Source organism: Polaromonas sp., from assembly GCF_049790275.1.
Lineage (GTDB): Bacteria > Pseudomonadota > Gammaproteobacteria > Burkholderiales > Burkholderiaceae_C > Polaromonas.
The window spans coordinates 1-26,551 of sequence record NZ_JBAQYR010000002.1 but is presented as its reverse complement, the minus strand read 5'-3'; the positions used below and the strand labels follow the sequence as shown (position 1 = coordinate 26,551).

The 26,551-nt window shown below is 57.6% G+C and carries 32 protein-coding genes and 1 tRNA gene; 30 read left to right on the top strand and 3 right to left on the bottom strand.

What is annotated here, in order from left to right; all coding sequences use genetic code 11:
• Positions 1-6: 6 nt before the first annotated feature.
• The 3 genes from WA904_RS00215 to WA904_RS00205 all read right to left on the bottom strand — a co-directional run bounded on the left by WA904_RS00215 (position 7) and on the right by WA904_RS00205 (position 3,569).
• Complete coding sequence (locus tag WA904_RS00215; protein WP_425195117.1) at positions 7-1,206, bottom strand: esterase-like activity of phytase family protein; 1,200 nt, start codon at positions 1,204-1,206, stop codon at positions 7-9.
• A gap of 74 nt (positions 1,207-1,280) precedes the next feature.
• Positions 1,281-2,774, bottom strand: a complete 1,494-nt coding sequence (gene glpK / locus WA904_RS00210; protein ID WP_425195116.1) for a glycerol kinase GlpK — start codon at positions 2,772-2,774, stop codon at positions 1,281-1,283.
• Positions 2,775-2,801: 27 nt separating this feature from the next.
• On the bottom strand, positions 2,802-3,569 hold the full coding sequence (locus WA904_RS00205; RefSeq protein WP_425195152.1) for a DeoR/GlpR family DNA-binding transcription regulator: 768 nt from the start codon (positions 3,567-3,569) through the stop codon (positions 2,802-2,804).
• 189 nt (positions 3,570-3,758) lie between these two features.
• Between WA904_RS00205 and WA904_RS00200 the strand changes: the two genes are divergently transcribed.
• The 30 genes from WA904_RS00200 to WA904_RS00055 all read left to right on the top strand — a co-directional run.
• Positions 3,759-4,832, top strand: coding sequence for an ABC transporter ATP-binding protein (locus WA904_RS00200; RefSeq protein WP_425195115.1), 1,074 nt, complete (start codon positions 3,759-3,761; stop codon positions 4,830-4,832).
• A gap of 1 nt (position 4,833) precedes the next feature.
• Complete coding sequence (locus WA904_RS00195; RefSeq protein WP_425195114.1) at positions 4,834-5,910, top strand: ABC transporter ATP-binding protein; 1,077 nt, start codon at positions 4,834-4,836, stop codon at positions 5,908-5,910.
• Between the two features lie 43 nt (positions 5,911-5,953).
• Entirely contained in the window at positions 5,954-6,847 is an 894-nt protein-coding gene (locus tag WA904_RS00190; protein ID WP_425195113.1) for a carbohydrate ABC transporter permease, read from the top strand.
• Positions 6,840-7,652, top strand: a complete 813-nt coding sequence (locus tag WA904_RS00185; protein WP_425195112.1) for a carbohydrate ABC transporter permease — start codon at positions 6,840-6,842, stop codon at positions 7,650-7,652. Before WA904_RS00190 ends, WA904_RS00185 begins: the two co-directional genes overlap by 8 nt.
• 147 nt (positions 7,653-7,799) lie before the next feature.
• The gene (locus WA904_RS00180) at positions 7,800-8,108 is read left to right on the top strand and encodes a DUF2160 domain-containing protein (RefSeq protein WP_425195111.1); all 309 of its coding nucleotides are present in this window, start codon (positions 7,800-7,802) and stop codon (positions 8,106-8,108) included.
• Between the two features lie 88 nt (positions 8,109-8,196).
• Positions 8,197-9,927: an ABC transporter substrate-binding protein gene (locus tag WA904_RS00175; RefSeq protein ID WP_425195110.1), complete on the top strand. Its 1,731-nt coding sequence runs from the start codon at positions 8,197-8,199 to the stop codon at positions 9,925-9,927.
• 164 nt (positions 9,928-10,091) lie between these two features.
• The gene (locus WA904_RS00170; protein WP_425195109.1) at positions 10,092-11,678 is read left to right on the top strand and encodes an FAD-dependent oxidoreductase; all 1,587 of its coding nucleotides are present in this window, start codon (positions 10,092-10,094) and stop codon (positions 11,676-11,678) included.
• 320 nt (positions 11,679-11,998) lie between these two features.
• Positions 11,999-12,367 (top strand): 50S ribosomal protein L14, encoded by a 369-nt coding sequence (rplN, locus tag WA904_RS00165; RefSeq protein ID WP_007869247.1) that lies wholly within the window; start codon positions 11,999-12,001, stop codon positions 12,365-12,367.
• Between the two features lie 9 nt (positions 12,368-12,376).
• Positions 12,377-12,697, top strand: a complete 321-nt coding sequence (rplX, locus tag WA904_RS00160; protein WP_122954344.1) for a 50S ribosomal protein L24 — start codon at positions 12,377-12,379, stop codon at positions 12,695-12,697.
• Between the two features lie 2 nt (positions 12,698-12,699).
• A complete protein-coding gene (gene rplE, locus WA904_RS00155) occupies positions 12,700-13,275 on the top strand; it encodes a 50S ribosomal protein L5 (protein WP_077592485.1) in 576 nt (191 codons plus the stop codon).
• Between the two features lie 7 nt (positions 13,276-13,282).
• A complete protein-coding gene (gene rpsN, locus WA904_RS00150) occupies positions 13,283-13,588 on the top strand; it encodes a 30S ribosomal protein S14 (protein ID WP_077592484.1) in 306 nt (101 codons plus the stop codon).
• A gap of 17 nt (positions 13,589-13,605) precedes the next feature.
• The gene (rpsH, locus tag WA904_RS00145) at positions 13,606-14,001 is read left to right on the top strand and encodes a 30S ribosomal protein S8 (protein ID WP_425195108.1); all 396 of its coding nucleotides are present in this window, start codon (positions 13,606-13,608) and stop codon (positions 13,999-14,001) included.
• A 24-nt stretch (positions 14,002-14,025) separates the two neighbouring features.
• Positions 14,026-14,559, top strand: a complete 534-nt coding sequence (rplF, locus tag WA904_RS00140) for a 50S ribosomal protein L6 (RefSeq protein ID WP_425195107.1) — start codon at positions 14,026-14,028, stop codon at positions 14,557-14,559.
• Positions 14,560-14,570: 11 nt separating this feature from the next.
• Positions 14,571-14,936, top strand: coding sequence for a 50S ribosomal protein L18 (gene rplR, locus WA904_RS00135; RefSeq protein ID WP_077592481.1), 366 nt, complete (start codon positions 14,571-14,573; stop codon positions 14,934-14,936).
• A gap of 17 nt (positions 14,937-14,953) precedes the next feature.
• On the top strand, positions 14,954-15,472 hold the full coding sequence (gene rpsE, locus WA904_RS00130; protein ID WP_425195106.1) for a 30S ribosomal protein S5: 519 nt from the start codon (positions 14,954-14,956) through the stop codon (positions 15,470-15,472).
• Positions 15,473-15,482: 10 nt separating this feature from the next.
• Positions 15,483-15,665: a 50S ribosomal protein L30 gene (gene rpmD, locus WA904_RS00125; RefSeq protein WP_077592479.1), complete on the top strand. Its 183-nt coding sequence runs from the start codon at positions 15,483-15,485 to the stop codon at positions 15,663-15,665.
• A gap of 12 nt (positions 15,666-15,677) precedes the next feature.
• A complete protein-coding gene (gene rplO, locus WA904_RS00120; RefSeq protein WP_425195151.1) occupies positions 15,678-16,109 on the top strand; it encodes a 50S ribosomal protein L15 in 432 nt (143 codons plus the stop codon).
• 23 nt (positions 16,110-16,132) lie between these two features.
• Positions 16,133-17,452, top strand: coding sequence for a preprotein translocase subunit SecY (secY, locus tag WA904_RS00115; RefSeq protein WP_425195105.1), 1,320 nt, complete (start codon positions 16,133-16,135; stop codon positions 17,450-17,452).
• A gap of 5 nt (positions 17,453-17,457) precedes the next feature.
• A complete protein-coding gene (infA, locus tag WA904_RS00110; RefSeq protein ID WP_077563621.1) occupies positions 17,458-17,676 on the top strand; it encodes a translation initiation factor IF-1 in 219 nt (72 codons plus the stop codon).
• 28 nt (positions 17,677-17,704) lie between these two features.
• The gene (rpmJ, locus tag WA904_RS00105; protein ID WP_011481465.1) at positions 17,705-17,818 is read left to right on the top strand and encodes a 50S ribosomal protein L36; all 114 of its coding nucleotides are present in this window, start codon (positions 17,705-17,707) and stop codon (positions 17,816-17,818) included.
• 24 nt (positions 17,819-17,842) lie between these two features.
• Entirely contained in the window at positions 17,843-18,208 is a 366-nt protein-coding gene (gene rpsM / locus WA904_RS00100) for a 30S ribosomal protein S13 (RefSeq protein WP_425195104.1), read from the top strand.
• 17 nt (positions 18,209-18,225) lie between these two features.
• Positions 18,226-18,630, top strand: coding sequence for a 30S ribosomal protein S11 (gene rpsK, locus WA904_RS00095; protein WP_077592475.1), 405 nt, complete (start codon positions 18,226-18,228; stop codon positions 18,628-18,630).
• A gap of 130 nt (positions 18,631-18,760) precedes the next feature.
• Positions 18,761-19,384, top strand: coding sequence for a 30S ribosomal protein S4 (gene rpsD, locus WA904_RS00090; RefSeq protein ID WP_333131287.1), 624 nt, complete (start codon positions 18,761-18,763; stop codon positions 19,382-19,384).
• A 95-nt stretch (positions 19,385-19,479) separates the two neighbouring features.
• A complete protein-coding gene (locus WA904_RS00085) occupies positions 19,480-20,469 on the top strand; it encodes a DNA-directed RNA polymerase subunit alpha (RefSeq protein WP_425195103.1) in 990 nt (329 codons plus the stop codon).
• Positions 20,470-20,551: 82 nt separating this feature from the next.
• Positions 20,552-20,953, top strand: a complete 402-nt coding sequence (gene rplQ, locus WA904_RS00080; RefSeq protein ID WP_425195102.1) for a 50S ribosomal protein L17 — start codon at positions 20,552-20,554, stop codon at positions 20,951-20,953.
• An 18-nt stretch (positions 20,954-20,971) separates the two neighbouring features.
• Positions 20,972-21,048, top strand: a tRNA-Met gene (locus WA904_RS00075).
• Between the two features lie 374 nt (positions 21,049-21,422).
• Complete coding sequence (locus WA904_RS00070) at positions 21,423-23,621, top strand: type I secretion system permease/ATPase (protein WP_425195101.1); 2,199 nt, start codon at positions 21,423-21,425, stop codon at positions 23,619-23,621.
• Complete coding sequence (locus WA904_RS00065) at positions 23,618-25,033, top strand: HlyD family type I secretion periplasmic adaptor subunit (protein WP_425195100.1); 1,416 nt, start codon at positions 23,618-23,620, stop codon at positions 25,031-25,033. The genes WA904_RS00070 and WA904_RS00065 overlap by 4 nt, the downstream gene beginning before the upstream one ends.
• Before the next feature lie 183 nt (positions 25,034-25,216).
• Positions 25,217-25,717 carry a response regulator transcription factor gene (locus WA904_RS00060; RefSeq protein WP_425195099.1) on the top strand — a complete coding sequence of 167 codons (501 nt, stop codon included), beginning with the start codon at positions 25,217-25,219 and terminating at the stop codon, positions 25,715-25,717.
• Positions 25,718-25,793: 76 nt separating this feature from the next.
• Positions 25,794-26,551 (top strand): retention module-containing protein (locus WA904_RS00055; RefSeq protein ID WP_425195098.1); only part of this gene is annotated, 758 nt, incomplete at its 3' end.

Sequence of the window (26,551 nt, the reverse complement as noted above, 5' to 3'; positions counted from 1 at the left end):
GAATGCTCAGTCAAAAAATTCAAAAGCCAGCCATTGGGTGATTTGCCGCGGATTGAAATTGTCGTCGCTAATGAAGTGGAGGCTGCGGTTGCCGTTGGGAAGCCGCGGGCCCCAGCTCATGCCCTCGGTATTGTCGAGGCGGGCCAGCCGGTAGCCGGGGCCGGCGCCGGTGAAGGCCGAAAAATCGGCCAGCAGCAGCTTGGCGGCCGGCTGGTAGGCGCCGGGTTGCAGCGCCGGGATAGCCAGCGTGTCCGTCCCCTCGCGGGTGTCGATCAGGTAAAGGCGCAGCGAATTGCCCGTGAGGGCATCGTGCCCCGCCATGTAGGCCCGCTCCAGCACCAGCATGCGGTCGGCGTCGAGCATCAGGATTTCGCTGACGCCGTTGTCGGCATGGGTGGCCGGCGCGACAGGTGCGCGCGGAATGGCGTCGGGCACGTAGGCTATTTGCCGCACGACCTGCCCGCTGGCCAGGTCCAGCTGGGTGAGGCGGCATGGCCCGCCGGCTGCCTGCACGGTCGGCGGCTGCCCGTCCTGGCGCAGTGGGCCCTCCATGGCGATCCAGGCCCGGCTGCCGTCCGGACTCAAGGCCAGGCCTTCCAGCGCCAGATTGATGCGCGGCCCCTGGGTGAGATGAAAGTCAAACATGGCGGGCAGCGCAAATTCGCGAACCAGCGTGCCGTCAGCGCGGCTTTCACGCAGCGCCGGTGCCGCTCCCGTCAGGGCATGCCCCTCACTGGTCCATAGCAATGTCTGGCTGGCCGTGCGCCAGCGGATCGCCTCCGGGTCGGGCACCTGGATGCCCCGCAATGCGGCTGGATACGCGCTGCCATCGGCCTGGCGCAGGGCGGTCACGCCGGTCAGGGTGAGCTCACCCAGCCGATCCGCTTCGAACGGAAGGCGTGCCGTGTAAAACCGCGCCGGGTTGATGTTCGAGCCATCGTCACTGACCAGGTAATACAAACCGCTGGCCTCGTCGTAGTCGATGCCCGACAAGCCGCCGACGGTGGTGCCCTGAAACTGGAGCCGGTGCGGCAACCGGGCCTCGCCGATGAGCCGCAGGCGGGTGCGGGGTGGTGCCAGGAAGGCCAGCGCCGGCTTGGTGGGCGCGAAGCCCGCCAGGCCCAGCGTTGCGGCAGCGCCGTAGCGCAGCACCCGCCGCCGTGTCAGTGCAAACGCGGTCTTGGCGGGTTGGGGCGGGCAGGGCATGAAGCGAGTTTAGGCTCGCCGGGCGGTACGGGTTGTGACAGGGAAACCGGAAACGGACGTCCGCCGGTGCTGGCTTACAGCGCCACGGTCTGCCGCACCGCGTGTTCCCACTGCGCCATCAGGCCGGCTGCGCGGTCGGCACTCAAGGTCGGCAAAAACCTGCGTTCCGCGCGCCACATGTCCGACAGTTCGCTGGTGCTGGCATAAACACCGCTGGACAGGCCGGCCAGGTAGGCTGCACCGAGCGCCGTGGTTTCGGTGACGGCCGGCCGCACGACGGGAATGCCCAGCAGGTCCGCCTGGAACTGCATCAACAGCTCGTTGATGCAAGCGCCGCCGTCCACCCGGAGTTCCGCCACCGGCGCTGCGCCGGCGGCCACCGCGTCGCGGCTCATGGCCTGCAGCAGGGCCGCGCTCTGGTAGGCGATGCTTTCCAGCGCAGCCCGCGCGATATGGGCCACCGTGGTGCCGCGCGTCAGGCCGGTGATGGTGCCGCGCGCATCGGGTTTCCAGTAGGGGGCGCCCAGGCCGGTGAAGGCCGGCACCATCATGACGCCGCCGGAGTCCGGAACACTTTGCGCGAGCGCCTGCACCTCGCCGCTGCCCTGGATGGCATGCAGGCCGTCGCGCAGCCACTGCACAACGGCACCGCCGACGAATACGCTGCCTTCAAAAGCAAACTCGGTTTGCGGCGTGACCTGTGCTGCACTGGTGGTGAGCAGGCCGTTGTGCGACGTCTGGAACTTGTTGCCGGTGTGCATCAACAAGAAGCAACCGGTGCCGTAGGTGTTTTTGGCCATGCCTTCCTTGAAACAGGCCTGGCCAAACAGTGCGCTCTGCTGGTCACCCGCCACGCCCCCGATGGGTATGGCCGCGCCCAGCAAATCCGGCTGCACGTCGCCGTAATGCGTGCTGGACGGCAACACCCGTGGCATCAGGTTCTCGGGAATGTCCAGTAGGGCCAGCAGGTCGGCGTCCCAGCTGTTGGTGTGCACGTTGAACAGCATGGTGCGGGAGGCATTGGTCACGTCGGTGGCATGCAGGGTGCCGCCCGTGAGCTGCCACATCAGCCAGCTGTCGATGGTGCCGAAAGCGAGTTCCCCGCGCGCCGCCTGTTGCCGCGCCTGCGGCACGTTGTCGAGCAGCCACTTGAGTTTGGTGCCGGAGAAATAGGCATCGACCAGCAGCCCGGTTTTGGCCTGGATCAGGTCGGCCTTGCCGTTTTCGCGCAGTTGGGCGCAGGTGGCTTCGGCACGCCTGTCTTGCCAGACGATGGCGTGGTGGATGGGCTGGCCCGTCTTGCGGTTCCAGACAACGGTGGTTTCGCGCTGGTTGGTGATGCCCAGCGCGCGGATGTCGCCGGCCTTGAGGGTCGCCTTGGCCAGGGCTTCGCGCGCGGTGGCCAGCTGGGTGCGCCAGATCTCCATGGGGTCATGTTCGACCCAGCCCGGCCTGGGATAAATCTGCGGCAGCTCCTGCTGGGCCAGGGCCACGATGTGGCCGTTTTCGTCAAACACGATGCTGCGGGAGCTGGAGGTGCCCTGGTCCAGGGCGAGCAGGTAAGTCATGGGCGTCGAATCGGGTTGGGGTGAGGCTCAGGGGTGGGCCACGTCGCAGCTTACCCCGGCTTCGGCCAACAGTGCAGGAAAGGGCTCCGGCGGCGGCTGGTCGGTGAACAGCCGGTCGATTTGCGACAAGGTGGCGAGTTCGACCATGGCGGGCCGGTTGAACTTGCTGCTGTCGGCGGCAAGCCAGACTTCGCGCGCATGCTCAATGATGGTTTGCGCCACCTTGACCTCGCGGTAGTCGAAGTCGCGCAGCGAGCCATCGCCTTCAATGCCTGAAATGCCGATCAGCGCGATGTCGACCCGGAACTGGCGAATGAAGTCAACGGCTGCCTCGCCCACGATGCCGCGGTCGCGCGCGCGCACGACGCCGCCAGCCACGATGACCTCGCAGTCCGGGTTTCCGCTCAGGATGGCCGCGACGTTGAGGTTGTTGGTGATGACGCGCAAGCCCTTGTGATGCATCAGCGCCCGGGCAATGGCCTCGGTGGTGGTGCCGATGTTGAGGATCAGCGAGCAGTTGTCCGGCACTTCTGCAGCAACGGCCAGCGCAATACGCGCCTTGCCGTCGGCGTTGAGGCTTTCACGCTGGCGATGCGCCAGGTTTTCAATCGTCGAGCTTGGAACACGCACGCCGCCGTGAAAACGTGTCAGCAGGCCGGCTTCGGCCAGGCGTTGTACGTCGCGGCGCACGGTCTGCAGGGTGACTTCCAGCGTCTCGGCAAGCTGTTCAACAGTGACCGAGCCGCGGGCGCGGACGACGTCGAGGAGTTTGAGTTGCCGGGGATTGGAGTTCACGCGTGCTTGGGCTTTGTAAGTCATTCGACTGTATATCGAAACAAAAAGAAACAAATCAGGGAAAGCATCTATTCAAAACGCGCAAAAAGGAAGAAAAATAGAAAAGATACGAACTAAGGTACACGAATTTTGCATGCACAACAACTCTTCCCTGATCCATTTGCACACCGACTCTCGTAAAGGTTTGTGATGCAACTTTCACTTGACGCGGTCAGCAAAAAAGTGGGTCCCGAAACCTGGCTGTATGAAATGAGCCTGGCTCCGCGCGCGGGCGAAGTTACTGTCCTGCTGGGTGCCACGCAGGCCGGCAAGACCAGCCTGATGCGCATCATGGCCGGCCTCGATGTGCCCAGCGCAGGCCATGTCCGGGTGGACGGCGCCGATGTGACCGGCATGGCGGTGCGCGAGCGCAACGTGGCCATGGTTTACCAGCAGTTCATCAACTATCCCTCGCTCAAGGTGGCCGACAACATCGCCTCGCCGCTCAAGCTGCGCGGCGAAAAAAACATAACCCAGCGGGTGCGTGAAATTGCCGAGCGCCTGCACATCGACATGTTTCTGGACCGCTACCCGGCCGAGCTGTCCGGTGGGCAGCAGCAGCGCGTTGCGCTGGCGCGTGCACTGGCGAAAGGCGCGCCCTTGATGCTGCTCGACGAACCGCTGGTCAACCTGGACTACAAGTTGCGCGAAGAATTGCGTGAGGAGCTGACGCAGCTGTTTGCAGTCGGGGATTCAACGGTGATTTATGCGACCACCGAGCCCGGTGAAGCCTTGCTGCTGGGCGGCTACACGGCGGTTCTGGATGGCGGGGAGCTGCTGCAATACGGCCCGACGGCGGAGGTGTTTCACGCGCCGAAGTCGCTGCGTGTTGCTCGCGCCTTCAGCGACCCGCCCATGAACCTCTTGGCTGCCACGGCCAGTGGACAGGGGGTACAACTGGTGGGCGGTCCCGAACTGGCCATCGCGCTGGCCCCAAATGCTTCGCCTGCATTGACAGTTGGCGTGCGTGCCAGCGCCTTGCGCGAAACCCGGCGCGATGGGGACATTACGCTGGCCGGCAAGGTCGAACTGGCAGAAATTTCCGGCTCCGACACCTTTGTGCACGTGAGTACGGGCGTTGGCGAACTCGTGGCCCAGCTCACGGGTGTGCATTACTTCGATCTTGGTGCTGCGATCACGCTGTTTCTTCATCCCTCGCAGGCTTATGTGTTCGATGCCGGAGGGGCGTTGCTGGTCGCTCCTCCGCGCAAGGGAGGGTACTGACATGGCCCGCATCGACCTCGAGCTTGCTCATTCCTACAAGGCGAATCCGCGTGAGGATGCCGACTACGCTCTCCTGCCTCTGCAAATGACTTTCGAGGACGGCGGTGCTTACGCGCTGCTGGGCCCCTCGGGTTGCGGCAAGACCACCATGCTCAATGTGATCTCGGGCCTGCTGGCGCCGTCGCAGGGCACGGTGAAATTTGATGGCCGGGACATGACGCATGCGACGCCGCAGGAGCGCAACATTGCGCAGGTCTTCCAGTTCCCGGTCATCTACGACACGATGACGGTGGCTGAAAACCTCGCCTTTCCCCTGCGCAACCGGAAAATGCCGGAAGACCAGATCAAAAAACGTGTCGGGCAGATCGCCGAGATGCTGGAGATGAGTGGCCAGTTGAACCAGCGCGCCGCGGGTCTGGCTGCCGATGCGAAACAGAAGATTTCATTGGGCCGCGGCCTGGTGCGGCCCGATGTCTCGGCGGTTCTTTTCGACGAGCCGCTGACCGTCATCGATCCGCATCTGAAGTGGCAGTTGCGTCGCAAGCTCAAGCAGATTCACCACGAACTCAAGCTCACACTGATTTATGTCACGCACGACCAGGTGGAGGCGCTGACCTTTGCCCAGCAGGTGGTGGTGATGACCCGTGGCCGCGCGGTGCAGATCGGGTCGGCCGATGCATTGTTCGAGCGGCCGCAGCACACGTTTGTGGGGCATTTCATCGGCTCCCCCGGCATGAACTTTTTGCCCGCCCGGGCTACCGGCGATGCCCTCGACATTGCGGGCCACACGCTGGCCATGCCCGCCGGGCGGGAACTGCCGGCCGGCGACTACAAGCTCGGCATACGTCCTGAATACGTCATCCTGGCGGCGTCCGGCGCTGCGGGTGCTGTGCCCGCGAGCGTTGTGCGCGTGCAGGACATCGGTACCCATTTGATGCTGACGGCGACGGTGGGTGAAGGCGTCGTGAAAGTTCGCCTGCATTCCGGTGTAACAGCGCCGCAAGCCGGCGACACCGCCTGGCTGCAGCTGCTCGGCACCCATACCTGTTTCTACAAAAATGAGGAGCTGATCGCATGAGCGCAGCACGAAACCGTTCCAGACCGGAAAGCGTGGGGGCGCCATGAGTACCACCACGAAGCCCGTCAACCAGAAAGCATGGCTGCTGGTATTGCCAGTCATCATCTGTGTGGCCTTCTCGGCCATCCTGCCCCTGATGACGGTGGTCAACTATTCGGTGCAGGACATCATTTCGCCGGAGAGGCGCGTGTTTGTCGGCACCGAATGGTTTGCCGCCGTCATGCGCGACGAGGACCTCCATGCGGCGCTCTGGCGCCAACTGACGTTTTCATTCGCCGTGCTGGCCGTTGAGATTCCCCTGGGCATCATGCTGGCCCTCTCGATGCCGGCCCAGGGCTGGAAAGCTTCTGCCGTGCTGGTGCTGGTGGCGCTGTCATTGCTGATCCCGTGGAACGTGGTCGGGACCATCTGGCAGATCTACGGCCGCGCCGATATCGGCTTGCTGGGCAGGATGCTGCAGGAAATGGGATTCGATTACAGCTACACCGGCAATGCGCTGCATGCATGGATCACTGTGCTGGTCATGGATGTCTGGCACTGGACACCGCTGGTTGCACTGCTTTGTTATGCCGGCCTGCGCTCCATCCCGGACGCCTACTACCAGGCCGCGCGCATCGACGGGGCGAGCAAGTTTGCGGTTTTCCGCTACATCCAGCTGCCCAAGATGCGCGGCGTGCTGATGATTGCCGTGCTCTTGCGCTTCATGGACAGCTTCATGATCTATACCGAGCCCTTTGTTTTGACCGGCGGCGGGCCCGGCAACGCGACCACTTTCCTCTCGCAATACCTCACGCAGAAGGCGGTGGGCCAGTTCGATCTGGGGCCCGCGGCTGCCTTCTCGCTGATTTATTTCCTGATCATCCTGCTGCTGTGTTTCATTCTCTACAACTGGATGCAGCGGGTCGGCACGGCGACCAAGGAGAACACCGGTGAATAAGCCCCGCTTCCAGGCGAGGACGCTGTTCCTCATTGCCTACATTGTTTTTGCGCTGTTGCCCATCTACTGGATGGTCAACATGAGCTTCAAGACCAATGGCGAAATCCTGTCGAGTTTTTCCTTTTTTCCTCAGGAGTTCACCTGGGCCAACTACCGGACCATCTTCACCGACCCGTCCTGGTATTCGGGCTACATCAATTCCCTGATTTATGTGGCCATCAACACGGTGATCTCGATCACGGTGGCCCTGCCGGCCGCCTATGCGTTTTCCCGCTACAGCTTCATCGGCGACAAACACGTGTTCTTCTGGCTGCTGACCAACCGCATGACGCCGCCCGCCGTGTTCCTGCTGCCCTTCTTCCAGCTGTACACGACCGTCGGCCTGATGGACACCCACATCGCCGTGGCCCTGGCGCACTTGCTGTTCAACGTGCCGCTGGCTGTGTGGATTCTGGAGGGTTTCATGAGCGGCATCCCGCGCGAGATCGACGAGACGGCGTACATCGACGGTTATTCATTTCCCCGTTTTTTCGTTCGCATCTTCCTGCCGCTGATCAAGGCCGGGGTGGGTGTGGCGGCCTTCTTCTGCTTCATGTTCAGCTGGGTTGAGCTGCTGCTGGCCCGCACGCTGACCAGCGTCAACGCCAAGCCTATCGTGGCCACGATGACGCGGACGGTTTCGGCCTCAGGCATGGACTGGGCGACCCTGGCTGCCGCGGGTGTACTGACCATCGTCCCTGGCGCGATCGTGATCTGGTTCGTGCGGCATTACATCGCCAAAGGTTTTGCGATGGGCAGGGTATGAGCATGAACCACCCCCGAAGTGCCTTCGGCACCTCCCCCTCAAGGGGGCGCCACCTGCGGCCCGGCAAAGCCGGTTCCGCGGTGGCCCTGGCGCGCGCCTTTTGCGCCCACAACGGCTGGCTGCAGTCCACACACAGGGAGAAGACAGATGTTTGAGTGGATGGCATGGACCCTGCCGGTAGCCATTTTTTTTACCTGCATTGTCCTGATGCTGATTGGCATGACGGTCTGGGAGATCAAGTCTCCGACGGCAACGCGTCGCGGCTTCTTGCCGCTCGAAACAACACGCGGCGACAGGTTGTTTATCGGCCTGCTGGGCGCTGCCTATATCAATCTTATTTTTGTAGGCCTCAGCGGCAAATTGGGTGCCGCGCTGGGTCTGGAGGTCGATCCGTCGATCTGGATCAGTTTTGTTATTTCCATGGGATGGCTTGCGCTTGTGATGCGCAAGGGTTAGCGGAGGGTACGGATTCGGCTCATTGCTTCCCCGGAGCCGGGCGAGTCGTGGAAACACTGGGGGAGGTAATCAATTGAGGAGACAAGTCATGAAGATGCGCTACACAGCACTGGCTCTTGCAGCGGCCCTGATGGTCATGCAGAACGCCAGCGCCGGCGATGCCGAGGCGAAGAAATGGATAGACAGCGAATTCCAGCCATCGACGCTGAGCAAAGACCAGCAGATGGCTGAGATGAAATGGTTCATCGAGGCGGCGAAAAAACTGCAGGCCAAGGGTGTGAAGGAAATTTCCGTGGTGTCGGAAACCATCACTACCCACGAATATGAATCCAAGACCCTGGCCAAGGCCTTCGAGGAAATCACGGGCATCAAGGTCAAGCATGACCTGATCCAGGAAGGCGACGTGGTCGAGAAGCTGCAGACCTCCATGCAGTCCGGCAAGTCCATCTACGACGGCTGGATTTCGGACTCGGACCTGATCGGCACCCACTACCGTTACGGCAAGGTCATGAACCTGACCGACTACATGGCCGGCAAGGGCAAGGAATGGACCAATCCGGGGCTGGACCTGAAAGACTTCATCGGCACCAGCTTCACCACCGCACCGGATGGCAAGCTGTACCAGCTGCCTGACCAGCAGTTCGCCAACCTGTACTGGTTCCGCGCCGACCTGTTTGCGCGCAAGGACCTGCAGGACAAGTTCAAGGCCAAATATGGCTACGAGCTAGGCGTGCCTTTGAACTGGAGTGCCTACGAGGATATCGCGGCCTTCTTCAGCGAAGACGTCAAGACCATCGATGGCAAGCCGATTTACGGCCACATGGATTACGGCAAGAAAGACCCGTCACTGGGCTGGCGTTTCACCGACGCCTGGCTGTCGATGGCTGGTACCGCCGACAAGGGCATTCCCAATGGGCAACCGGTTGATGAATGGGGCATTCGCGTGGGGGCTGACAAGTGCACGCCCGTGGGCGCCTCCGTCTCCCGCGGTGGCGCTACCAACTCGCCGGCTGCCGTGTACGCGCTGACCAAGTACGTGGACTGGATGAAGAAGTACGCACCCAAGGAAGCCACCGGCATGACCTTTGGCGAAGCCGGCCCGGTACCTGCACAGGGGCAGATCGCCCAGCAGATCTTCTGGTACACGGCTTTCACTGCCGACATGACCAAAAAAGGGCTTCCGGTGGTGAACGCAGATGGGACGCCCAAATGGCGCATGGCGCCCGGCCCGAACGGTCCGTACTGGAAACAGGGCATGCAAAACGGCTACCAGGACGTCGGATCGTGGACCTTCTTCTCGGCGCATGACGAAAACCGCACTGCGGCTGCCTGGCTCTATGCGCAGTTCGTGACGGCCAAGACCACGTCCCTGAAGAAGACCATCGTCGGTTTGACGCCTATCCGTGAATCAGACATCCGCTCCAAAGCCATGACCGACATGGCGCCCAAACTGGGTGGCTTGGTGGAGTTCTACCGCAGCCCGGCGCGTGTCGCCTGGACGCCGACCGGTACCAATGTGCCTGACTATCCGAAACTGGCCCAGCTCTGGTGGAAAAACGTGGCTCAGGCTGTGACCGGGGAAAAAACGCCGCAGGGCGCCATGGACACGCTGGCCGAGGAGATGGACCAGGTCATGGGCCGGTTGGAGCGTGCGGGCATGGAGAAATGCGCACCCAAGCTCAATCCCAAGGGTGATCCGGCCAAATACCTGAGCGACACAGGTGCGCCGTGGAAAAAGCTGGCCAATGAAAAGCCCAAGGGCGAAACCATCAACTACGACAAACTGTTGCAGGCCTGGAAGGACGGCAAGGTTCGTTGATCCGTGAAGCCATGCGGGGTGGCGGCTCGCATGTTGCTTGACCATTGAAGGACAGAAAGTGCGTGCGGACCATGGGGGTCCGCACGCCTTTGCCGACAGAAAGCCAGGAAGGCGAAAGCGGAACCTGCCCGTAAGGGGCTCTGCGGAGACGGACAATGGAGCCCATGACTTTTGAATCCCCGCTGTTGCGGACACAACGTGCGGACCTGATAGACCGCCTCCAGGCACCTCATACCTACGACATTGCGATCATCGGCGGCGGGGCAACCGGGCTCGGTGTTGCGCTGGATGCCGCGGTACGCGGATTTTCCGTTGTCCTCGTTGAATCGCACGACTTTGCGAAGGGGACCTCCTCGCGGGCGACCAAGCTGGTCCATGGCGGGGTCCGTTATCTGGCGCAGGGCAATATTTCCCTGGTTCGCGAAGCCTTGCAGGAGCGCACCCGCCTGCTGGCCAATGCGCCGCATCTGGCGCAGCCGTTGCCTTTTGTCATGCCCTCCTACAAATTCTGGGAGGCTCCTTTTTACGGCGTCGGCCTCAAGATGTACGACGCGCTGGCCGGCAAGGCCGGTTTGGGTGCCACTGAATTTCTCAACCGGGAAGAGACTCTCCGGCTCCAGCCTACGGCTCGCCAGGCCGGCCTCAAGGGCGGTGTCAAATACTGGGACGGTCAGTTCGATGATGCCCGGCTGGCTCTCGCGCTGGCCCGCAGCGCGGCGCGGGCCGGTGCCTTGCTGGTCAATTACTGCTCAGCCACTGGTCTCGTTCACGAGGGTGGAAAACTGGTCGGCTTGCATGTTGCTGATCAAGAAAGTGGGCAGACACTTACGCTGAACGCCAAATGTATTGTGAATGCAGCAGGTGTGTGGGTCGATCAGCTGCGCCTGCTGGACGGCCAGGCCATAGGCCGTGAGGTAAAACCCATGGTTGCGCCCAGCCAGGGTGTCCACATCGTGGTTGACCGGTCATTCTTGCCGACGGACCACGCCTTGCTGGTTCCCAAAACCGCCGATGGGCGGGTGTTGTTTGCCGTGCCGTGGCTGGGTAAAACGATTCTTGGAACGACCGATACCCCGCGCAACGATCTCGCACGCGAGCCACTGGCCTTCCGCGAGGAGGTGGATTTCATCCTCGGCGAGTCGGCCCGGTACCTGAGCAAGGCGCCGCAGCCCGCTGACATCAAAAGCATCTGGGTGGGGTTGCGGCCATTGGTCAAACCCCCCGAAGAAGATGGCGACAGTACCCAGGCCCTATCGCGTGAACACACCGTGCTGGTGAGCAAAAGCGGCCTGGTCACCGTGACGGGTGGTAAATGGACCACTTACCGCGCCATGGCCGAAGACGTGCTGGACAACTGTTTTGCAGCCGATTTGCTTGCAAAACGCCCCGGCGGCGTGACGGAGAACCTCCGTCTGGTGGGGGCCCGGAAGGCGAGCCACACGATCAGCAGTCCCCCTGGAGTGCATCTTTATGGCAGCGAAGCGGTGGACGTTCTGGCTTTGCCAGGGGCGGATCGGGTTCTCGGCGGAGGGTTGACGGAGGCGATGGTGCGGTTTGCGGCACGCCATGAATACGCCAGAACGGTTGAAGATGTCCTGGCACGCCGATCCCGCCTCCTGTTCCTGGACGCCGCACTCGCCAAGGCCCTGGCAGGTGAAGTGGCTGAACTGCTGGAGCAGGAAACCGGGGCGAACCCCCGACTTGCCGAATTCCTGGCCTTGGCCGATCAGTACCTGGTTCTGCCGGCCTGAACATGTCCTCCTGCAGGGGCGGCATGGCCGGCATCTGGATGCTCTTAATTTGATAGCCGTCCACGCCCGCCGCCAAAGGGCAGAACTCCGTTTTCGATCATCATTCCCGGCGACCAGTGCGCACGACGAACAATTTGCTGCAACAAGTGTTGACAGAGGGCGGGAATTTGTTAATAATCGTGGGCTTCGCTTTAAAAAGCTGAGAATTCTGCCTAACGGAAGCATTGCAAGTGGTTTGCAATGTGGACGACGGGCCCAAGACTGACTGGCAAGTTTTCCTGCAAGGGAAAAGGCGCCGGTGCAAGTTGGGACTAATTTAAATGATTCAAACGCAATCCAAACTCGATGTTGCTGACAACACGGGTGCCAAATCTGTGATGTGCATCAAGGTGCTGGGCGGGTCCAAGCGCCGCTATGCCAGCGTCGGCGATGTCATCAAGGTGAGTATCAAAGAAGCCGCTCCGCGTGGCCGCGTCAAAAAAGGCGAGGTTTACAGTGCTGTGGTGGTTCGTACTGCCAAGGGTATCCGCCGTGGTGATGGCTCGCTCGTCAAATTCGATGGCAACGCAGCTGTGTTGCTTAACGCCAAGCTGGAGCCTATCGGCACCCGCATCTTCGGACCGGTGACGCGCGAGCTGCGCACCGAAAAGTTCATGAAGATCGTGTCCCTGGCTCCTGAAGTTCTGTAAGGACGCGCCATGAACAAGATTCGCAAAGGCGACGAGATCATTGTGATCGCAGGTCGTGACAAGGGTAAGCGCGGCAAGATTTCGCTGCGCAAGGACGACAGCTACGTGCTGGTGGACGGCATCAATCTGGTGAAAAAACACACCAAGCCCAATCCACTCAAGGGCACCACGGGTGGCATCGTTGAAAAAAGCATGCCGATTCACCAGTCCAATGTGGCCATTTTCAATGCCGCAACGGGCAAGGCGGATCGTGTGGGTATCAAGCTTCTGGCTGACGGCAAAAAAGTGCGCGTCTTCAAGTCCAGTGGCGAAGAAATCAAGGCTGCATAAATATGGCAAAGACCGCACCTGTACACGCTGCTCCTGCCCAGGCTCGCCTGCAGGCTCAGTTCCGCGAGAAAATCGCACCGGCCCTGATGGAAAAATTTGGCTACAAATCGCCAATGCAGGTCCCGCGCATCACCAAGATCACGCTCAACATGGGTGTGAGTGAGGCTGTGGCCGACAAGAAGGTCATGGAGCATGCCGTCAGCGACATGACCAAGATCGCCGGTCAAAAACCGGTGGTGACCAAGGCCAAGAAGGCTATCGCCGGTTTCAAGATTCGCGAAGATCTGCCAATTGGCTGCATGGTTACGCTGCGTGGCGTCCAGATGTATGAATTCCTTGATCGTTTCGTGACGGTGGCGTTGCCCCGCGTTCGCGACTTTCGTGGTATTTCTGGTCGGGCTTTCGATGGACGCGGCAACTACAACATCGGCGTGAAAGAGCAGATTATTTTCCCTGAGATTGAGTACGACAAGGTTGACGCCTTGCGCGGCCTCAATATCAGCATCACCACTACGGCTAAGACCGACGAAGAGTGCAAGGCTCTCCTCGCTGGCTTCCGTTTTCCGTTCAAGAACTGAGGCGGACATGGCAAAACAGGCTTTATTGCAACGTGAACTGAAGCGCGACAAACTCGTGGCCAAGTTCGCCAAGAAACACGCTGAACTCAAAGCAACGTCCAACGACGCCAAGCGCTCCGATGAAGAGCGTGCCCTGGCCCGCCTGGAGTTGCAGAAGCTGCCCCGCAACGCGAACCCCACGCGCCAGCGTAACCGCTGTGCAATCACGGGTCGCCCGCGCGGCACATTCCGTCAATTCGGCTTGGCTCGCGCCAAGATTCGTGAGTTGGCTTTTGCTGGTGATATCCCTGGTATCACCAAGGCAAGCTGGTAAGCATAGGAGAACTACAAATGAGCATGAGTGATCCTATTGCCGACATGCTGACGCGCATCCGCAATGCACAAATGGTTGAAAAAGCTGTTGTGCAGGTGCCGTCTTCAAAAGTCAAAGTCGCTATCGCGCAGGTGTTGAAGGATGAGGGCTATATCGATGGCTTCTCCGTCAAGACCGATGATGGCAAATCCCAATTGGAAATCGCCCTGAAGTATTACGCAGGACGCCCGGTGATTGAGCGCATTGAGCGCGTCAGCCGCCCTGGCCTTCGCGTCTACAAAGGCCACGGCGCCATTCCCCAGGTCATGAACGGTCTGGGTGTCGCCATTGTCACCACCCCTCAGGGTGTCATGACTGATCGTAAAGCGCGCGCTACCGGTATCGGTGGTGAAGTGCTTTGCTATGTGGCTTAACGGCGGCATTGAGGAGTAACTGAAATGTCTCGTGTAGGAAAAATGCCAGTCGTCGTGCCTCAGGGTGTGGACGTGGCGATGAAAGACGACCAGATCAATGTCAAGGGTACCCTTGGGACCCTGGCGCTGACCCAGAATGCCCTGGTGACCATCAAGAACGATGCGGGTCAACTGACTTTTGTGCCGGCCAATGATTCGCGTGAGGCCAATGCCATGAGCGGGACCATGCGTCAGCTGGTCAACAACATGGTTACCGGTGTCACCAAAGGGTTTGAGAAAAAGCTGAGCCTGATCGGCGTGGGTTACAAGGCCCAGGCGCAAGGTGCCAAGCTGAACCTGACGGTTGGTTATTCGCACCCGGTGGTGATGGATATGCCAGCCGGTATCCAGGTGGCAACACCTACGCCCACCGAGGTGGTGATCAAAGGCGCCGATCGTCAGCGCGTTGGCCAGATTGCTGCCGAAGTTCGCGCGGTCCGTCCTCCTGAGCCCTACAAGGGTAAGGGCATCCGGTATTCGGATGAGAAGATCACGATCAAAGAAACCAAGAAGAAATAAGGAGCTGCACCATGTTGACCAAAAAAGAGCAGCGCCTTCGTCGTTCACGTCAGACCCGCATCCGCATTGCCACGCAAGGCGTTGCCCGTTTGACGGTAAATCGCACCAATTTGCATATCTACGCCAGTGTGATCTCCGGCGACGGCACCAAGATCCTGGCATCTGCCTCGACCGCGGAAGTCGAAGTCCGCAAGGATCTTGGCGCATCCGGCAAGGGTGCAAACGTTGCTGCTGCGCAAGCCATTGGCAAGCGTATTGCCGAAAAGGCAAAAGCGGCAGGTGTGGAAAAAGTGGCGTTTGATCGCGCTGGTTTTGCGTACCACGGCCGCGTCAAAGCGCTGGCTGAGGCGGCTCGCGAAGCTGGCTTGCAGTTCTAAGCAGACTGGAATTAAGTATGGCTAAGTTTCAAGCAAAATCACAAAACGACGCTCCAGACGATGGTCTGAAGGAAAAGATGATCGCGGTCAACCGCGTGACCAAGGTTGTCAAGGGCGGCCGTATTCTCGGTTTTGCTGCCCTGACCGTGGTCGGCGATGGCGACGGTCGTGTTGGCATGGGCAAGGGCAAATCCAAAGAGGTGCCTGCGGCTGTGCAGAAGGCCATGGAAGAAGCCCGTCGGAACATGACGAAGGTTTCTCTGAAAAACGGTACGCTTCACCACAATGTGTTTGGTCACCACGGTGCTGCCAGCGTCATGATGATGCCGGCTGCCAAGGGTACCGGCATCATTGCTGGCGGTCCGATGCGCGCTGTATTTGAAGTGATGGGCATTACCGACATCGTTGCCAAGAGCCACGGTTCCAGCAACCCTTACAACATGGTGCGTGCAACGATGGACGCGCTGAACAACTCCACGACCGCTTCGGAAATCGCGGCCAAGCGTGGTAAATCGGTCGAAGACATCTTCGGTTAAGGCGGTTCCAATGACGACAGAGAAAAAACTCACGGTAACCCTGGTTCGCAGCCCAATTGGCACCAAGGAATCACACCGCGCCACAGTGCGTGGTCTGGGTCTGCGCGGTATCAACAGCAAGAGCGAGCTGCAGGACACGCCCGCTGTGCGCGGCATGATCAACAAGATCAGCTACCTGGTCAAGGTGCTGTAAGCGGAGCTTATGATGGAATTAAACGGAATCAAGCCTGCCGCAGGCGCAAAACATGCCAAACGTCGCGTCGGTCGCGGCATCGGTTCGGGTCTCGGTAAAACGTCAGGCCGTGGTCACAAAGGTCAAAAGTCCCGCGCCGGTGGTTATCACAAGGTGGGCTTTGAGGGCGGTCAGATGCCTTTGCAGCGTCGCTTGCCAAAGCGTGGCTTCAAGTCGCACAACCTCAAGTTCAATGCGGAAGTCACGCTGGCTGCCCTGGAGCAGCTTGGTCTTGCCGAGGTGGACTTGTTGGCGTTGAAGACCGCCGGTCTTGTAGGCCAGCTGGCGAAAAACGTCAAGGTGATCAAGTCTGGCGAGCTGACCAAAGCCGTCAAACTCAATGGCATCGGTGCGACCGCAGGTGCCAAAGCCGTGATCGAAGCCGCCGGCGGCGTGATCGCTTAATACTTTTACACGGATAACCATCAGTGGCCACCAGCTCTGCACAAATTGCAAAAACCGGCAAGTTCGGTGATCTGCGCAACAGGCTTGTGTTTTTACTGCTGGCGCTGGTGGTGTATCGCGTGGGTGCACACATTCCTGTTCCTGGAATAGATCCTGCGCAGTTGCAACAGCTGTTCAAGGGCCAGCAAGGCGGCATACTGAGCTTGTTCAATATGTTTTCCGGCGGGGCATTGTCGCGGTTTACCGTGTTTGCGCTGGGCATCATGCCTTACATCTCGGCTTCCATCATCATGCAGTTGCTGACCTATGTCGTTCCGACATTTGAGCAGATGAAGAAGGAAGGTGAATCCGGACGCAGGAAAATCACCCAGTACACCCGTTACGGAACCTTGGGTCTGGCGCTGTTTCAGTCCATGGGTATTGCGATTGCGCTTGAGAGTTCGCCGGGCTTGGTTCTGGATCCGGGGTTTGGTTTTCGCATGACCGCGGTCGTCAGCCTGACGGCCGGAACCATGTTTCTGATGTGGCTCGGCGAACAAATCACTGAGCGCGGCTTGGGTAACGGGATCTCGATTCTGATTTTTGCGGGCATCGCCGCGGGCCTTCCCAATGCTTTGGGCGGATTGCTTGAGCTTGTCCGCACAGGCGCGATGAGTATTCTCGTCGCTATTGTGATCGTGGCTGTGGTTGTGCTGGTAACGTACTTTGTCGTATTTGTGGAGCGAGGCCAGCGGAAAATCCTGGTCAATTACGCCAGGCGGCAAGTAGGCAACAAGGTGTATGGCGGTCAGTCGTCCCACCTGCCATTGAAGTTGAATATGGCCGGTGTTATTCCTCCCATATTTGCTTCTTCAATTATTTTGCTGCCTGCAACAGTAGTGGGATGGTTCAGTGCGGGTGAAGGCATGCGTTGGTTGAAAGACATCGCAGGCACTTTGACGCCGGGGCAGCCGATTTATGTGTTGCTGTATGCGAGTGCCATCATATTTTTCTGTTTCTTCTACACGGCGTTGGTTTTCAACAGCCGGGAGACCGCAGACAATTTGAAAAAAAGCGGCGCGTTTATTCCCGGTATTCGGCCGGGCGACCAGACCGCCCGCTATATCGACAAAATCCTGGTTCGCCTGACCTTGGCAGGTGCGGTTTACATCACTTTTGTCTGCCTCTTGCCTGAATTTTTGATTTTGAAGTACAACGTGCCGTTTTATTTCGGTGGAACCTCGTTGCTGATTATTGTGGTTGTCACCATGGATTTCATGGCGCAAGTGCAAAACTACATGATGTCCCAGCAATATGAATCCCTCCTGAAGAAAGCGAACTTTAAAACGTCACCAGGTGGTTGATTGGGATGTCGAAAGATGATGTCATCCAGATGCAGGGGGAGGTCGTCGAGAACTTGCCCAACGCGACATTTCGCGTGAAGCTGGAAAATGGTCATATTGTTTTGGGTCATATCTCCGGGAAAATGCGCATGCACTACATACGTATCCTGCCTGGAGATAAAGTGACGGTTGAGTTAACGCCCTACGATTTGTCGCGCGCACGCATTGTGTTTCGCGCCAAATAGGAACTATTCAGAAGTTTAGGAGAAAGAAATGAGAGTTTCAGCTTCGGTCAAGAAAATTTGCCGCAACTGTAAAATCATCCGCCGCAAGGGTGTTGTTCGCGTGATCTGTACAGACCCACGCCACAAACAGCGCCAAGGCTGATTTCAAGAGTTTTAGAGGACGCACATGGCTCGTATCGCTGGTATCAATATTCCGCCGCAGCAACACGCCGAAATCGGCTTGACTGCTATTTTCGGCATCGGTCGCACTCGTGCACGCAAGATTTGCGTTGCATGCGATATTGCGTACTCTAAAAAGGTCAAGGATCTTACAGATGCTGACCTGGAGAAAATTCGTGATCAGATCGCGCAATTCACCATTGAAGGTGATCTGCGTCGTGAAACCACGATGAACATCAAGCGGCTGATGGATATCGGTTGCTACCGCGGCTTCCGCCATCGTCGAGGCCTGCCCATGCGTGGTCAGCGCACCCGCACCAATGCGCGTACCCGCAAGGGCCCGCGCAAGGCCGCACAGTCCTTGAAGAAATAATTGAGTAAGAGGTAGTTATGGCAAAAGCCCCCAGCAGTAACGCAGCACAACGCGTTCGCAAGAAAGTACGCAAAAATGTGGCCGACGGTGTCGCACACGTTCATGCGTCTTTCAACAACACCATCATTACGATCACGGATCGTCAGGGCAACGCCTTGTCCTGGGCATCCTCAGGCGGCCAGGGCTTCAAGGGTTCGCGCAAATCGACTCCTTTTGCTGCTCAGGTTGCTTCGGAAGTTGCGGGTCGTGCTGCGATCGAGCAAGGCATCAAGAATCTTGATGTAGAAATCAAGGGTCCTGGTCCCGGACGCGAATCGTCAGTCCGCGCATTGGCAGCGCTGGGCATTCGGATCAACTCGATTGCCGACGTCACGCCAGTCCCACATAACGGCTGCCGTCCACAAAAACGCCGCCGTATTTAAGTTCGACTTGACCGGGTGGCTTGGCGTTCGCGCAATGGCCGACCGGTGTGAGTTTTTATCAAGCCCACCGCCGTCAGGTTTCTACCTCCGGCTCCTGCAGTTTCTGCAGCAGATGACATAAGGAATTCAAGTGGCACGCTATCTCGGCCCCAAGGCCAAACTCTCCCGCCGTGAAGGCACAGATCTGTTCCTGAAGAGCGCTCGCAGAGCGATCGGTGACAAGGCCAAATTCGATTCCAAGCCAGGCCAGCATGGCCGGACCTCCGGAACGCGCACCTCCGACTTTGGCCTGCAGCTTCGCGAGAAGCAAAAGGTCAAGCGCATGTACGGTGTGCTCGAGAAGCAATTTCGTCGGTATTTCGAGGAAGCTGATCGCCGAAAGGGCAACACTGGTGCCAACCTGCTGTTCATCCTTGAATCCAGGCTGGACAACGTCGTTTACCGCATGGGTTTCGGCTCCACCCGTGCCGAAGCCCGCCAATTGGTTTCGCACAAGGCAATCACTGTTAACGGCGGCTCGGTGAATATTCCGTCTTACATGGTTAAAACGGGCGATGTGATCGCTGTTCGCGAAAAATCAAAAAAGCAGACCCGTGTGGCGGAGGCTCTGCAGCTGGCTCAGCAAGTCGGAATGCCAGCTTGGGTGGATGTCAGTATTGACAAAGGCGAGGGTATCTTCAAGAAGGTGCCGGATCGCGATGAGTTTGCTGCTGACGTCAACGAGTCGTTGATCGTCGAACTTTATTCACGTTAATTTTCGTTCCTGCGCTTACGGGGCACTGTATGCGCAGGGTCGCTTCACCCGGCCTTATCGGTGTAACGAGCCGAGGGTATTGAGAGGAAGAATGCATGCAAACCAATTTACTGAAACCAAAAACTATTAACGTTGAGCAGTTGGCCGTCAACCGAGCCAAGGTGACTCTGGAGCCTTTCGAGCGCGGCTATGGCCACACGCTCGGCAACGCCCTGCGCCGCGTTTTGCTTTCGTCTATGGTGGGTCACGCCGCAACGGAGGTCACCATCGCTGGCGTCTTGCACGAGTATTCGTCCATTGACGGCGTTCAGGAAGATGTTGTTAATATTCTCCTGAACCTCAAGGGTGTGGTTTTCAAACTGCACAATCGCGATGAAGTGACGTTAAGCCTGCGCAAGGACGGCGAAGGCCCAGTCACTGCTGCCGATATTCAGACGCCGCATGATGTCGAAATCATCAATCCTGAACACGTTATCGTCAATCTCTCGCACGGCGGCAAGATCGATATGCAGATCAAGGTCGAAAATGGCCGTGGCTACGTTCCGGGCACAATGCGGCGCTATGGTGACGAGTCCACGAAATCGATCGGCCGAATTGTCCTGGATGCATCGTTTTCACCCGTCAAGCGTGTGAGTTATACCGTCGAAAGCGCCCGCGTTGAGCAGCGTACCGATCTGGATAAACTGGTTCTCGAGATTGAAACCAATGGTGCGGTGACTGCAGAAGATGCAGTTCGCGCATCGGCAAAGATTTTGGTCGAACAGCTTGCCGTATTTGCACAACTCGAAGGTAATGAACTTGCTGCATTCGACGCGCCGGTCCAGCGCAGTTCACAGCAGTTTGATCCTATTTTGTTGCGTCCTGTTGATGAGCTTGAACTGACGGTTCGATCGGCCAACTGTCTCAAAGCGGAAAATATCTATTACATCGGTGACTTGATTCAGCGCACAGAAAACGAGCTTCTCAAAACGCCAAATCTGGGCCGCAAGTCGCTCAATGAGATCAAGGAAGTGCTGGCCTCGCGTGGCCTGACACTTGGTATGCGCTTGGAAAGCTGGCCTCCCGCCGGTTTGGACAAGCGTTAATTTGAATACGTCTCCTTTGGGGAGGCGGTGCACGGGTAGTACCTGATACGGCTATCTGAATTAAAAATGAAAGGAAAGCACCATGCGTCACGGACACGGACTTCGTAAACTCAATCGGACCAGCTCGCATCGGCTGGCAATGCTGCGCAACATGATGAATTCTCTGATTCAGCATGAAGCTATCAAAACAACCTTGCCGAAAGCGAAGGAATTGCGCCGCGTTGTCGAACCAATGATCACGCTGGCAAAAGAACCTTCCCTGGCGAACAAACGCCTCGCATTTGATCGGTTGCGCGACCGCGACATGGTGGTCAAGCTTTTTGCTGAACTAGGTCCTCGCTACAAGACACGCCCTGGCGGGTATACCCGAATCCTCAAAATGGGATTTCGTGTGGGCGACAATGCACCCATGGCCTTGGTTGAGCTGGTGGATCGACCAGAAATCACTGAAGACACTACTTCTGACTCTACCAAGGCAGAGTAGGTTATAATAAAAATATATCGCGCGGTGGAGCAGCCTGGTAGCTCGTTGGGCTCATAACCCAAAGGTCGTAAGTTCAAATCTTGCCCGCGCAACCAACATCCAGTCGTCTAGGCTGGTAGCAAAACGCCCACTTCATGTGGGCGTTTTGCTTTTTAGCCTCCAATCAGCAGCTGACTTCTTCCACATGCGGTAAGACGTCATGTGGCGCACCTTTCTCGCGGGATGAAAAGGAGCGAATCAGAATGGCCAGTGTCGCGTAAACTCAGAGCAAGCTTTACCAGTGGCAAGCGAGCTAGTCCGGATTGACCTGAAGATTTGGACCTGTACGATGAACAAGCAGTGTCGCCAAAAAGTCGCCGACCGAGAAATTTAACTTGCAAATATAGCGGCAAGTGCTTGATTTTATTACAATTGGTTACGCGATGCGTGAACTCCAAATTTGAATGGGGCGATCTTCAAGATCAAAAAAATGAGTGACATGAACGTGCCATTGCAAACCAGTCCTAAAAGCGAAACAAGCCATTTGGCCCAGGGTTTGCGTGAGGACTTGTTGCATCACGATCCGTTACTTGATTGCCTTGTCGAGCTAACGCGTATTCACGGTCGGCCCAGCACCCGTGCTGCGTTGTCTGCTGGCCTCCCTCTTCCAAAGGGAGGGCTTCCGCCTTCGCTTTTTTCTCGGGCTGCTGCGCGGGCGGGATTGTCGTGCAAGATATTGCGCCGGCCTCTCGAAAAAATAGATGCAGCTTTGTTGCCTGTGGTTTTGCTTCTGGAGGGTGATGGGGCTTGTCTTTTGCTCGGCTGGGATGACCGGGGTGAAACGGCAAGCCTGTTGTTTCCGGAAGCCGGGCAAGGCGTTGTACTACTTTCCCGTGAGCAGTTGCTTGGTCGATATGTTGGCATCGCGATATTTTCACGGCCGAACTTCCGCTTTGACCAGCGCACACCGGAACTTGCTGATATCCCGCAGCGCCACTGGTTTTGGGGTGCGTTTCGCGACCAGTTCCCCCTTTATCGGGACATTCTGGCGGCGGCATTACTGATTAATCTGTTTGCACTTGCGCTGCCACTTTTTTCGATGAATGTTTATGACCGCGTTGTGCCCAACTTCGCAGTCGAGACTCTTTGGATGCTGGCCTTTGGCCTGTTGTTGGTGTTGGTCATCGATTATTTCCTCCGCGTGATGCGAGGTTATTTTGTGGACCTTGCGGGTTCGCGCATAGATATCAAACTTTCCACACTGATCATGGAGCGAGTATTGGGAATGCGGTTGTCGGAGCGTCCCGCGTCCGTAGGCTCTTATGCGGCGACCTTGCGTTCATTTGAATCGGTGCGCGACTTTATCGCATCGGCCACGGTTACTGCCGTCGTTGATTTGCCCTTTGCACTGCTCTTTTTTCTTGTGCTGGGGTGGATTTCCTGGCCGCTCGTCATTCCGCCGCTGGTTGGCGTCATGCTGGTTGTGATCTACAGTTACATCGTTCAGCACAAGATGCACGCGCTTTCCGAAACGACTTTCAGGGCGTCTGCTATGCGTAATGCAACCCTGGTGGAGACCCTTACCGCCATGGAGGCCATCAAAGCTCATGGCGCGGAAAGCCAGATGCAGGCAAAGCTTGAGGACACAGCTGCATTTCTGGCTCGCGTAAGCGCTCAGCTACGGTTGCTGTCTTCGTCGGTAATCAATGTGGTTTCAAGCCTGCAGCAACTGATCAATATCGTGATGATCGTGGCAGGTGTTTACCTGATTCATGAGGGCATGTTGACCATGGGTGGCCTGATTGCTGCCACCATGTTGTCCGGGCGGGCAATGGCGCCTCTGGGGCAAATCGTTGCGCTCTTGATGCAATATCAAAATGCCCGGACAGCATTGACCTCACTTGAAGACACGATGAAAAAGCCCGGGGAACGACCGGACGAAATCAACTTCGTGCATCGCCCCGACATTGCCGGGGAAATCGTATTTGACAACGTGCACTTTAGCTATCCGGGCAGGACGCAGGAAGCGTTGCGCGGCGTTTCTTTCAGGATCAAACCCGGGGAAAACGTTGTTGTGATTGGTCGGGTGGGTTCCGGCAAGACAACCCTGCAGAGATTGATATTGGGGCTTTACACGCCTTCCAAGGGGGCAATTTCCATGGATGGCATAGATCTTCGGCAGCTTGACCCTGCAGATTTGCGTCGCAATATTGGTTATGTAGAGCAGGACGCGATGCTTTTCTATGGCACGCTACGCGACAATATCGCCATAGCAGCGCCTTATGCTGACGATGGTGCAATTCTGGCTGCGGCCGAGGTTGGTGGTTTGATTGAGTTTGCCAATCGCCACCCACAGGGCTTTGACATGATCATCGGGGAGCGAGGGGAATCCCTTTCTGGTGGGCAGCGGCAAGGTGTAGCAATCGCCCGGGCTGCGTTGCTGGAGCCGCCTGTGTTGTTGTTGGATGAGCCGACAGGCGCCATGGATTTTTCATCTGAGGCGCAGTTCAAGGAGCGCTTGCGTGGTTACGCCAAGCATAAAACCATGGTTGTGGTGACCCACAGAAACACGCTATTGGATCTGGCTGATCGCATTATTGTCATTGACGAGGGGCGCATTGTTGCCGATGGTCCTTATGAGCAAGTGATTGAGGCGCTGAAAGCTGGTCGTATAGGAAAAGCTTCATGAAGCCGCGATGGATCGCATGGGCGCGACCGGTGGTTTCTGTTCTGGAGGTGATCAGGCGCGCGTTGCAGCCTGGTCTTGACCGCACCATTTCATCCTGGCGCCAGGATGATCGACGCATGGATGCAGGATTTGGTGGTGACGCGGATCGTGCAATGCTAGAACAGGAACCATTGCGTGCCCGCATGCTCGTCAAGAGCCTCGGCGTGGTTTTTATTCTTGCGGTGTTGTGGGCGGGACTTTCAGAAGTTGATGAAATTACAAAAGGCGAAGGGAAAGTCATTCCTTCCAGGCAATTGCAGGTAATGCAAAGCCTTGACGGGGGCGCTGTTTCCGAAATTCTTGTGCAGGAAGGCCAGGTTGTTGAAGCTGGACAGGTACTGGTGAATATTGATACGACACGGTTTGATTCTTCTGTGAAGGAAAATCGTGTTCAGTATTTAGCGCTGCTAGCCAAAGCGGCAAGAATCAGAGCCCTTGCCGAAGGTGTGCCTTTTGTGCCGCCACCTGAAGTGCTTGCAGAAGCGCCTAAAACAGTTGAAGAAGAGTTTCGATCCTACGAAGCCAGTACTTCGACACTGAATGCACAGCTGGCAATAGCTCGACAGCAGTTGACTCAGCGTCAGCAAGAGCTTGTTGAAGCGCGAGCCAAGCGGGAGCAGGCATCCCGGGCCTACGAGTTGTCAGCCAAGGAGTTGGGCTATACGAAGCCGTTGCTCAAGGATGGCGCTGTTTCGGAAGTGGAATTGTTGAGGTTGGAGCGGGAAACCGGGCGTTTCTTTGGCGAACGCGAAATGGCTTCTGCCCAAATATCAAAAAGCCAATCGGCCATCGAGGAAGCTTCACGCAAAATTCAGGAAATCACATTGAATTTTCAGAGCGAAGCCCGCAAAGAGCTGTCTGAGACCCTCGCAAAACTTAATATGAGTTCTGCGGGGGGGGTGGGTCTGGCAGATAAGGTTGACAAGTCATCCTTGCGGTCGCCTGTCAGGGGTACGGTCAAGCGTCTGCTGGTTAATACAGTGGGGGGGGTGGTACAACCCGGTAGAGATATCATTGAGATTGTGCCGCTTGAAGAAAATTTGCTGCTCGAAGCCAAAGTTTTGCCAAAGGATATCGCTTTTTTGCGGCCAGGCGATCGGGCGTTGGTGAAATTTACTGCGTACGATTTTTCTATCTATGGCGGTCTCGAGGCCAAACTGGAATTCATTGGTGCCGATTCGGTTACTGATGAGCGTGGCAATACCTTTTATACCGTGCGTGTCCGTACCGAAAAATCCAAACTGGGTGAGGGGTTGCCAATCATCCCCGGAATGGTGGCGGAAGTAGATATTATTACTGGTCAAAAATCCATACTTTCCTATCTGCTTAAACCTGTTTTAAAGGCGAAGCAAGCTGCCTTTACAGAGCGCTAGATCGAGCCGACGGTGGGAATTCAGGAATCCGGACATCTATTTCTTTGTCCGCACGGTCGCATGCTTCCTCGCTGGAGTGAGGCTTTCAGTGCGGGAAGAGCCGGAAAAATTCAAACTGCGCGCGCCAATTCAGAGTCAAATAGGGTGAGCCTCGTTTGGCTTCGTTTGGAGCAAGGGGTTCCCGTGGAGGTGCAACTTGAGCGCCTTGCTCCATCACTGAAGCTCCTCCCATGTGTGGTGCTAAGTGATCGGCCGACGGATGACGAGGCGCTTGCTGCTTTTTCGGCTGGTGCGCGAGGATATTGCAATACACATGCTGCAGCTCAGGTATTGAGTCAGGTGGCGGCTGTCGTGTTGCAGGGTGGATTGTGGATTGGCGAATCATTGATGCAAAGGTTAGTTAGCGCTACCAGCCGCATTCAGGCCGCTGCTGGCGTTACAGTTTCTCCAGTCAAACGAACTTGGACGGAGCGTCTGACAGATCGGGAGAAGGAAGTCGCGATTACGCTGGCCACCGGCGCCAGTAACAAGGAAATCGCAAGATTGCTCGGCATTACGGAGCGTACAGTCAAAGCCCATATAGGCGCGATTCTTGAAAAACTCCAGGTACGGGATCGTCTCCAGCTATCTCTGGTCGTAAACGGTCAGACGCTTGGTCAGTCTCAGCGTCCAAGCTCGATCTAGTACCTCAGTACAGTTCCTTCGACGGAACAAACGGACTACATTGAATCCATTGTAATAACTCCGTTTGGGATTCGCCATGGCAAATGAAGCCAAAGTCGTCGGCAATGTGGTTTTGATTGAAGGCGTAGCGTTTGCCCAGAACAGCGATGGCGAACAGCGCCAGCTCAGGTTCGGCGACCCTGTTTTTGAAGGGGAGGTGATTGTTACGGAGGCTGGGGGTCGTGTGGAACTCGCCTTTGATCAAGGCGGAAAGTTTCTCCTTCGCTCCAGGGAAACTGTAACCCTTGATTCGACGGTGTTCGACAACGTATTGCCCGATGGCAACAGCAGCGCTCTTTTGGCACGTGTAGGAGAACTCACCAGCATTCTTAATGCCATTAATGAGGGCAGCAGCCTTGATAGGCTGTTGCAGGAAACATCAGCTGGGGTGAATTCGACTTCAGATGGTCGCGGCAACAGCTTCAGGCAGGATGATGGCAATAATTTTGTCCGCCTGTTCAGAACGGCCGAGGTGTTGGCCCCGTTGACTTATGACTACGCTTCGCTTGAGCGGCAGTCGACAGGTGTTGGGACGACTGTTGCCGGTGTATCTCCTGGGGAGGTCTTGGCAGAGCCAGTATTGACACCATTGCCCATTGTCCCAGTTGCCCCTGTGATAAGTGGCGTGGTTACTGGCGTGGTGAGTGAAGACGGCACGGCCACGGCCAGTGGTATCTTGAGCTTTGCCAACGTGGCCAGCACCGTGGGCGGCAACGGCTACGGCAGCTTCGTGCTGGCCGGCGGGACCTGGACCTACACCCTGAACAACGCGTCGCCGGCAGTGCAGGCGCTCGA